At 70.7% G+C, this 8620-nt stretch carries 10 protein-coding genes; 6 read left to right on the top strand and 4 right to left on the bottom strand.

Annotation, left to right across the window (positions count from 1 at the left end; translation table 11 throughout):
* The 5 genes from A6Q81_RS06520 to A6Q81_RS06500 all read left to right on the top strand — a co-directional run.
* Positions 1-1223: aldehyde dehydrogenase family protein (locus A6Q81_RS06520; RefSeq protein ID WP_286689900.1), on the top strand; the 1223-nt coding region annotated here is incomplete at its 5' end.
* Positions 1224-1315: 92 nt separating this feature from the next.
* Positions 1316-1744, top strand: coding sequence for a helix-turn-helix domain-containing protein (locus A6Q81_RS06515; RefSeq protein ID WP_067860087.1), 429 nt, complete (start codon positions 1316-1318; stop codon positions 1742-1744).
* Positions 1741-2532 carry a hypothetical protein gene (locus A6Q81_RS06510; protein ID WP_067860085.1) on the top strand — a complete coding sequence of 264 codons (792 nt, stop codon included), beginning with the start codon at positions 1741-1743 and terminating at the stop codon, positions 2530-2532. Before A6Q81_RS06515 ends, A6Q81_RS06510 begins: the two co-directional genes overlap by 4 nt.
* 80 nt (positions 2533-2612) lie before the next feature.
* Positions 2613-2876, top strand: a complete 264-nt coding sequence (locus A6Q81_RS06505) for a DUF2516 family protein (RefSeq protein ID WP_067860083.1) — start codon at positions 2613-2615, stop codon at positions 2874-2876.
* Positions 2877-3060: 184 nt separating this feature from the next.
* Positions 3061-4749, top strand: coding sequence for a BCCT family transporter (locus tag A6Q81_RS06500; protein WP_286689899.1), 1689 nt, complete (start codon positions 3061-3063; stop codon positions 4747-4749).
* Positions 4750-4818: 69 nt separating this feature from the next.
* Here A6Q81_RS06500 and A6Q81_RS06495 read toward each other — a convergent pair whose 3' ends face one another.
* The 3 genes from A6Q81_RS06495 to A6Q81_RS06485 form a co-directional block, all read right to left on the bottom strand.
* Positions 4819-5946 carry a YeiH family protein gene (locus A6Q81_RS06495; RefSeq protein WP_286689898.1) on the bottom strand — a complete coding sequence of 376 codons (1128 nt, stop codon included), beginning with the start codon at positions 5944-5946 and terminating at the stop codon, positions 4819-4821.
* The gene (locus tag A6Q81_RS06490; protein ID WP_286689897.1) at positions 5943-6113 is read right to left on the bottom strand and encodes a hypothetical protein; all 171 of its coding nucleotides are present in this window, start codon (positions 6111-6113) and stop codon (positions 5943-5945) included. The genes A6Q81_RS06495 and A6Q81_RS06490 overlap by 4 nt, the downstream gene beginning before the upstream one ends.
* 88 nt (positions 6114-6201) lie before the next feature.
* On the bottom strand, positions 6202-6510 hold the full coding sequence (locus A6Q81_RS06485) for a hypothetical protein (protein WP_286689896.1): 309 nt from the start codon (positions 6508-6510) through the stop codon (positions 6202-6204).
* 92 nt (positions 6511-6602) lie between these two features.
* Here A6Q81_RS06485 and A6Q81_RS06480 point away from each other — a divergent pair, with 92 nt between their 5' ends.
* Positions 6603-7232, top strand: coding sequence for an alpha-ketoglutarate-dependent dioxygenase AlkB (locus tag A6Q81_RS06480; RefSeq protein WP_286689895.1), 630 nt, complete (start codon positions 6603-6605; stop codon positions 7230-7232).
* Positions 7233-7880: 648 nt separating this feature from the next.
* Here A6Q81_RS06480 and A6Q81_RS06475 read toward each other — a convergent pair.
* Positions 7881-8558 carry a Crp/Fnr family transcriptional regulator gene (locus A6Q81_RS06475; RefSeq protein ID WP_370189078.1) on the bottom strand — a complete coding sequence of 226 codons (678 nt, stop codon included), beginning with the start codon at positions 8556-8558 and terminating at the stop codon, positions 7881-7883.
* Between the last annotated feature and the right edge of the window lie 62 nt (positions 8559-8620).

Here is an 8620-nt window from a genome sequence, read left to right as displayed (position 1 = left end):
ACCCCGTGGAGGTCGCGGTGGTGACCGGCGGCCCGGAGGTCGCTGATCGGCTGACGTCGCTGCCTTTTGACCACCTCGTCTTCACCGGCAGCGCGACCGTCGGAAAGCTGGTCATGGCCAATGCTGCGAAGAACCTGGTGCCGGTCACCCTCGAACTCGGCGGCAAGTCGCCTCAGATCGTCTTCGAGGACGCCGATATCGAGGCTTTCGTGCCGATCGCCTGCAAGGCCATCGTTCAGAACACCGGGCAGACCTGCTCGGCCGGCAGCCGCCTGCTGATCCAGCAGTCGATCTATGACGACGTCGTCGCCGAGGTCGTGCGGTCAGGGCTCGTGGAGAGCCGTCATCGGGGGACGGCCGTGCGGGTCGACCCGGACGGGCAGACCGTGTGGTCGATCGGCGACCCCGGCACCGTCGTGTTCCCCCGGTCGACGAACAAACCGTTCCAGGCCGCTGGTCTCGTGCGGGAGGGTCTCGACCTGGAGCCGCGACTGCTGGCCCTGGCCGCCGCGAGCCACTCCGCCGAGCCGTTCCACCTCGAGGGCGTCCGCGAGATCCTGGCGCGCGGCGACCTCGACGAGTCGGCGCTGCAGACCCCGCCGTCGTACCCGGTCGACCCGCACGAGCACGCCGCCGTGCTGCGGGCCGGCGAGGGCCGGCTGCCGATCCGGATGGACTGCTCGGGCAAGCACGCGGCGATGCTTTTGACCTGCGTCCAGCGCGGTTGGTCCACCCACGACTACCTCGACCCCGACCACCCGGTGCAGCGGGCGATCACGGCGACCTTCACCGAGCTCGTCGGGCCGCCCGACGTGGTCGGCGTCGACGGCTGCGGCGCGCCCCTGCTGGCGACGTCGCTCGAGCGGCTGGCCCGCGGGGTCGGCCGGCTCATGAGGGCCGAGCCGGGCAGCGCCGAGCGCCGGGTGGCCGACGCGATGGTCGCGCACCCCGAGCAGGTCAGCGGCACGCGACGCCCCGACCTCGCCCTGGCGCGGGCCGTGCCGGGCTCGCTCGTGAAGTCCGGCGCCGAGAGCGTCGTCGTCGCGGGCCTCGCCGACGGTTCCGCTCTCGCGGTGAAGATCGAGGACGGCGGCGAGCGGCCGCTGTTCGTCGTGCTGCACCGCGCCCTGGAGCTGGCGGGGGTCGACGCCGACCTGCTCCGCGAGCGTCCGGTCGTCCTGGGCGGTGGACGTCCCGTCGGCGAGGTGCGCCCCGTCCTCTGACCTGACCTGACCGGACCGTGGGCGACGGCGTGTGAGACGTCTCGCATGCAACCCTGCTTGCAGATGCTTGCATTTGCAAGCAGACTGGAGACATGGCCAAGCTGCACGTGGGAGGAGCCGTCGAGACCCTCGGCGACTACCTGCGCGAGCAGCGACGCCAGGCACAGATGTCCCTGCGACAGCTGGCGGAGAAGTCCGAGGTCTCGAACCCGTACCTCAGCCAGATCGAGCGGGGCGTGCGCCGACCCTCGGCGGAGGTCCTCCAGCAGATCGCGAAGGCACTGCGCATCTCGGCCGAGTCGCTCTACGTACGAGCGGGGCTCATCGACGTCGACGAGTCCGGCGCGCGCATGGTCGAGGACGCCATCGCCCTCGACCCGCGCCTGACCGAGCGGCAGAAGACGGCACTGCTGGACATCTACCGCTCGTTCGTCGGCGCCGACGTGGCGACCGACGAGACGCTGGCCGAGACGGTCACCGAAGCCAACTCCGACACTTCATCCGAGGAGACACCCCCATGAGCATCACCGACCAGATCAACGCCCAGGTCAAGACTCTCGTCGACGAGGTCAAGAACCTCACCGAGACCCTCCGCAAGGTCGAGCTCGACGACCTCCGCTCGCAGGCCACCGGCCTCGTCGGCTCCGCCCGCGCCGAGGTCCAGGAGGGCTACGCCGAGCTCGTGCAGAAGGGCGAGGAGTTCGTCGCCCAGGCGCGCGCCCTGAAGCTCGAGGACGTCCAGAAGCGCGGCGAGAAGCTGCTCGACGCGCTGCGCAAGGACGCCAAGAAGAACATCAAGGAGGCCCGCAAGGCCGCCGAGGACGTCGCCGAGGACGTGCAGAAGCGCGCCGAGGACATCGTCGCCGACGCCCAGGCCACGGTCGCCAAGGTGACGAAGAAGGCCCCGACCACCAAGGAGCAGGCCAAGAAGGCTCCGGCCAAGACGTCGGCCGCCGCACGCTCCACCGCCACGAAGGCCACCGAGACCGCCAAGAAGGCGCCCGCGAAGACGACCTCGACCGCGAGCACCGCCAAGAAGACCGCCGCCAAGAAGACGTCGACGGCCAAGAAGACCACCGCCGCGAAGACGTCGGCCGCGAAGAAGACGACCCCGGCGAAGAAGACCTCGACCGCGGCCAAGAAGACCAGCTCGACGGCCAAGAAGACCACGTCGACGCCGGCGAAGAAGACGTCGACGGCCGCCAAGAAGACCACGTCGACGGCCAAGAAGGCGCCCGCGAAGAAGGCGCCCGCCAAGAAGACGACGGCCAGCAGCACCGGCTCCAGCGACAGCAGCACGCAGTCCTGATCGGCCACCAGCACCACCCGCGACGGCGGGCTCCCGGCGACGGGGGCCCGCCGTTCGGCGTCTGGCGGTAGGGTCCAGACGTGTTCGAGGTCCAGTCCAGCCTGATGCTCCTGCTGTCGCTCGTGCTGTTCGCCGTCAAGGCGTTCGCGCTCGTCGACTGCGTGCTGCGCGACGCCGGACGCTTCAGCGTCGCCGACTCCCTGCCCAAGAACACCTGGCTCGTGATCCTGGGCCTCGCCGTCGTCGCGCACGCCGTCTTCTGGGCGCCGCTCTCGCTGCTCAACCTCGCCGGGACGGTCGCTGCGCTCGTCTACCTCGCGCAGCTGCGCGGCAGCCACGTCTGACGCCTGGCGTCACCAGCCCGTCGGGGCGTGACGCCCGCCACGAGGCGCGGCGCAGGTTCGCCATCGCGCGTCGTCCTCGGTATGGTCGAAAGGTTTTCCCACGCACCTACCCGTGCGGGGCGACCGGACGAACGTACGACGACCGAGCTGACGACGACTTCACCGAGGGAAGAGGTGGTGCCTCATGAGTACCCGCACCGAGCACGAGCATGCGCCGCAGGCGCGATGGCGGACCAGGATCGACCCCGTGGTCTTCGGGGTGACGGGCGCGGTCGCGATCGCCTTCGTCGTGTGGGGCCTGGTGAGCACCGACGGGCTCAAGGCGGCCTCCGACGCCTCCCGCTCCTGGGTGATCGTCAACACCGGCTGGTTCTTCGTGCTGGTCGCGTCGTTCTTCGTCCTCTTCGTGCTGTGGCTCGCCGCCTCGAAGTACGGCCGGGTCCCGCTCGGCGAGGACGACGAGAAGCCGGAGTTCCGCACGGTCTCCTGGATCGCCATGATGTTCAGCGCCGGCATGGGCATCGGCCTGATGTTCTGGGGCGTCGCCGAGCCGTTGTCGCACTTCGCTTCGCCGCCGCCGGGCACCGGTGAGCCGCAGAGCGAGGAGGCGCTGCAGAGCGCCATGGCCTCGACGATGTTCCACTGGGGCCTGCACCCCTGGGCCATCTACGCGGTGGTGGGCATCGCCATCGCCTACGGCACCTTCCGCAAGGGCCGCTCGCAGCTCATCTCCTCGGCGTTCCGCCCGCTGATCGGGCGCCGTGCCGAGGGTCCCGCCGGGCGCGTCATCGACATCCTGGCCATCTTCGCGACCCTCTTCGGCTCCGCCGCGAGCCTCGGCCTCGGCGCCCTGCAGATCGGCGCCGGCCTGCAGTTCAACGGCTGGATCGACCAGCCCGGCAAGATCGCCCTCGTCGCCATCATCACCGTGCTGACGGTGCTGTTCATCCTGTCGGCCGTCTCCGGCATCGAGCGCGGCATCCAGTGGCTGTCCAACACCAACATGGTGCTGGCGCTCGCCCTCGCCGTGTTCGTGTTCGTCGTCGGACCGACGCTGTTCATCCTCAACATGCTGCCGACCACGTTGGGCGACTACGCCTCCCAGATGACGGAGATGGCGTCGCGCACGGCCGCCAGCGGCGACCAGGCGATGGAGGCCTGGCTGTCGAGCTGGACGATCTTCTACTGGGCCTGGTGGGTCTCGTGGACGCCGTTCGTCGGCATGTTCATCGCCCGCATCAGCCGCGGCCGCACGATCCGCGAGTTCGTGACCGGCGTGCTCCTCGTGCCCACGCTCGTGAGCCTCGTCTGGTTCGCCGTCTTCGGCGGGTCCGCGATCTTCGAGCAGCGCGCCAGCGGCGGCCTCATCGGCTCCGACGGCTCCGTCGCCTCGGACTTCGCGCTCTTCCAGCTGCTGGAGAAGTACCCCGCGGCGGGCATCACGTCGGTGCTCGTCATGGTCCTCGTCGGAATCTTCTTCGTCTCCGGCGCCGACGCCGCCTCGATCGTCATGGGCACGCTCAGCGAGCGCGGCGCCACGGAGCCGAGCCGCGTCTCGGTCATCTTCTGGGGTGCGCTGACGGGTGCCGTGGCCGCGATCATGCTCGTGATCGGCGGGTCCGACGCGTTGACCGGCCTGCAGAACATCACCATCGTCGCGTCGGTGCCGTTCGTGTTCGTCATGGTCGCGCTCTGCGTCTCGCTGTGGAAGGACCTGCAGAGCGACCCCGTCGTCGTGCGGCACCGCCTCGGCCAGGAGGCGGTCGAGGGCGCGGTGGTCGTCGGCGTCGAGGAGCACGACGGCGACTTCGCGCTCGTCGTCGAGCCGACCGACAGCAGTGCCGAGCCGGCCTCGGACGAGAAGCAGCAGTGACCGCGTGGCGACGTCCCGGACCGACGGGTCCGGGACGTCGTCACGTCGGGGCGGGCTGCGGGTCCGACGTCAGATCGTGAACCCCGCGAACAGCACGGAGGCGAGGGCCAGCGCCAGCACGATGTTGACCACCGTGGCGGCCGCGAACACGCCGATCGGACGCCATCCCGCCTCGCGCAGGGACGAGACCTTGAACTCCAGCCCGATCGAGACGAAGGCGAGGATCAGCGCGTAGTCGCGCAGACCCTTGACGACGGTCTCGAACTCCTCGGCGCGCGCCTCGGACGCCCCCTCGAGGTACAGCGTCGCGATCACCGAGGCGGTCACGAACCCGATCACGAACTTCGGGAAGCGGTGCCACAGCTCGATCGCGCGGGGTCGCTCGCCGTCAGGGTCGCGCTCGACCTTGAACGCGAACCAGGCGGTCAGGCCCACGGCGACGAACCCGATCAGCGCGTTCTGCGTCAGCTTCACGACCGACGCGATCTGCAGCGGCTCCTCGCCCGCGATCGTGCCCGCGGCCGTCACGGCGGCCGTCGTGTCGATGTTGCCGCCCAGCCACGCGCCCGTGACGGCGGGGGAGAGGTCCAGCAGGTCGGCCAGCCATGGCAGCACGAAGATCGACGGCAGCGCGAAGAGGATGACCAGGCTCGCGGTGTAGGCGAGCTGCTCCTTGCGGGCGCGCACGGCACCGGCCGCGGCGATGGCGGCGCTCACCCCGCAGATCGCGACGGCCGACGCCAGCAGGGCGCGCAGCCGGTCGTCGAGCCCGAGCCGCCCCGCGAACCACCAGGTGAAGGCGAACACGCCCGAGATCAGCAGCAGCCCCTGCAGGATCGCGGGGCCGGCGGCCCGGGCGATGACGGACAGCACCACCGTCGCGCCCAGGACGACGAGCCCGGTCTTGATGAAGAACTCGGTGCGGAACCCCGACGCGATCCGGTCGCGGACGCCCGCCGCCGACAGGGCCGCGTTGACCAGCAGGCCGAGCGCGATCGCGTACACGGGGTACTCGATCGCCGCGCCGGCGTCGGCGAGCGCGGTGTCCTCGAGCCACGTGGGCACGTTCTCCGTCAGCAGGCGCGCCCCGACGCCCGTGGCGACCACGACGACGAGCCCCGCGAGGAACGTCGTCGGCCTGAAGCCCCCGCCGAACTCGACGACCGACCTCTGCGGCGACGGCGACGCGGCGCTCACAGCGGCAACCAGCTCTCGGTGACCACGCCGGCTGCCGTGAGGACGACGAGGGTCAGGCCGACGACGGTCGCCAGCCAGTCCTCGGAGAGGTGGAAGCGGCGGGCGTCGTCGACCGTCCGCTCACGGTGACGGGAGTCGTCGTCGGGGACGTTCGTGAGTTCACTCATGCCCGACAGGGTGCGTCGGCGGCGCGCGCGGGCACGGGCGTCCCGCATCCCGGGACGTCGACGCCGAGCCCGGGCGGGCTGGTAGACCTCAGGCGCCGAAGGTCGGCGGCGCCTGGTCGAGACGTCCGGGGTGCAGCCAGCGGGTGATGATGACCCGCAGGGTGCTCAGGGCGTCGTCGGCACGACGCTCTCCGGCGTCCTGCACGTCGGCGTGCGTCCGCAGCAGCGCGGCGAGCCAGAGGCCCGCCTCGCCGGGGTCGAGCTCGCGGTCGGCGGTGCCGTCGCGCATGGCCCCGAGGAGAAGCTCGGTGAGCTCGGACTGCACCTCGGCGTCGACGGCGGCGCGCGTGTCGACGATCTCGTCGACCCGGTCCAGCAGGGCGTCCCAGGCGCTCATGGGAGCAGCCTAGTGGGACCCGCGCAGCGGATCGGACCGCGCCGCGCGCGTCGCACCTAGAACATCTGTTCGAACCAGCCTATCCTGCTGGGGTGTGGTTCCAGGGTTCGCTGCTCGACGTCGGCGACGAGGCGGTCGTCGGCTCGTTGGGTGCTGCGGTGCAGCGTCGCGAGCTGACGCACGGTGCCTGGGTCGACGTCCGTCCCGGCTGGGTGCAGGGCGCCGACCCGCTGTTCCTCTCCTTGCAGACGGAGGTGCGCTGGCGGGCCGAGCGTCGCCAGATGTACGACGAGACGGTCGACGTCCCGCGTCTGCTCGCGCACTTCGGCGCCGCCGACACCCTCCCGCCCCCGGCGCTCGACGCCGCCCGCGCCGCCCTGAACGCGCACTACGCTGACGAGCTCGGCGAGGAGTTCGTCACCGCCGGCCTCTGCTACTACCGCGACGGCCGCGACAGCGTCGCCTGGCACGGCGACCGCATCGGTCGAGGTCGGGCCGAGGACACCATGGTCGCCATCCTGTCCCTCGGTGCGCCCCGCCGCCTCAGCCTGCGCCCCGTCGACCACGGCGCCGGCGACACCATCGGCTTCGTCGTCGGCCACGGCGACCTCCTCGTCATGGGCGGCTCCTGCCAACGGACCTGGGAGCACGCCGTCCTCAAGACCGCCAAGCCCGTCGGTCCCCGCATCAGCGTCCAGTTCAGGCCGCGGGGGGTGTTGTAGAGGCTGGGGGCTGCGTGGCTGCGGCTGCGCTGCTCTGGGGGTCTGGACCTGCTGGTGCGCTGGCGTAGGGGATCTGGGCTAGGTGGTGCGCTGCCTCAACTGGCGCTGGGTGTGGGCTCCGCAAGGGCCTCGACCGGACGGCTGGCGACCGCGCTGGTCTGGGATCTCGGGCTGTGGGTTGCGCTCGGGGTGGACGCAGGATTCTGCGTTCGTGTGCGGAAGGCCAAGGAGTCTGCGTTTGCTACGGGATCCCGTCGTGAACGCAGAAGCGTTCGGCCTTCTGCGCGCGAATGAAGAATCTTGGGTGCACTTGGGGGTGGGGTGGGCAGTGCTTCTCCCTTCTCGTGGCACGGTCCACGAGAAGGGAGAAGCGCTGCCACGTCTGACACCGCTCGGGGCAAGAACGCAGAATCTTGCGTCCCACGCGGCCCGCAGCCCGAGTACCCGAGCCGCCGCGCCACCCAGCCGCCCGGTCGAGGCGCTTTCGAAGAGCAGGTCCAGGAGAAGCCGCGCCGGCGCAGCCCCACCCGAGCGAGAACCCGCACCGACGCAGCCGCAGGCCGAGTCGAAGCCGCCCCCTCGCACCCGCAAGGACCCCCCAACGCCACGAGCCCCCGACCACACGGTCGGGGGCTCGTCGCGACGGGCTCAGCGGGCGCGGCGCTGGAGGCGTTCGAGGTCGAGGATGACGACGGAGCGGGGCTCGAGGCGCAGCCAGCCGCGGGACGCGAAGTCGGCGAGCGCCTTGTTGACGGTCTCGCGGGAGGCGCCGACGAGCTGGGCCAGCTCCTCCTGGGTGAGGTCGTGGTTGACGTGCACGCCGTCCTCGGCCTTGCGCCCGAAGCGGCTCGCGAGGTCCAGGAGGGCCTTGGCGACGCGACCGGGAACGTCGGAGAACACCAGGTCGCCGACGACCTCGTTGGTGCGACGCAGGCGACCGGCGAGCTGGTTGAGCAGCGCCAGGGCGACCTCGGCGTGGCTGGACAGCACCGGCGTGAGGGCTTCGTGGCTCAGGCTCTGGACGGTGACGTCGGTGACCGACGTCGCGGTGGCCGAGCGGGGTCCGGGGTCGAAGAACGACAGCTCGCCGAACATCTGGCCGGGGCCGAGGATGGCGAGCAGGTTCTCGCGACCGTCGGGCGACGTGCGTCCGAGCTTGATCTTGCCCTCGGTGACGACGTACAGCTGGTTGCCGTCGTCACCCTCGTTGAAGAGGACCTCGCCACGCTTCAGGCTCAGCGGGGACATCGAGGCCTCGAGGGCTCCTGCGGCGTCGTCGTCGAGACCAGAGAAGAGCGGCGCTTGGCGCAGCACGTCGTCGTTCACGGGCATCCTTTTCGGCTGTTGATTCGGTCACAGTCTGTCCTACCAGGAGCTCGAACGCCACA

Origin of the sequence: Aeromicrobium sp. REDSEA-S38_B2, from assembly GCF_001628525.1 — a bacterium.
Taxonomy (GTDB): domain Bacteria; phylum Actinomycetota; class Actinomycetes; order Propionibacteriales; family Nocardioidaceae; genus Aeromicrobium; species Aeromicrobium erythreum.
Note: the sequence above shows the minus strand (reverse complement) of the source record. Positions and strands in the feature narration are given on the sequence as shown.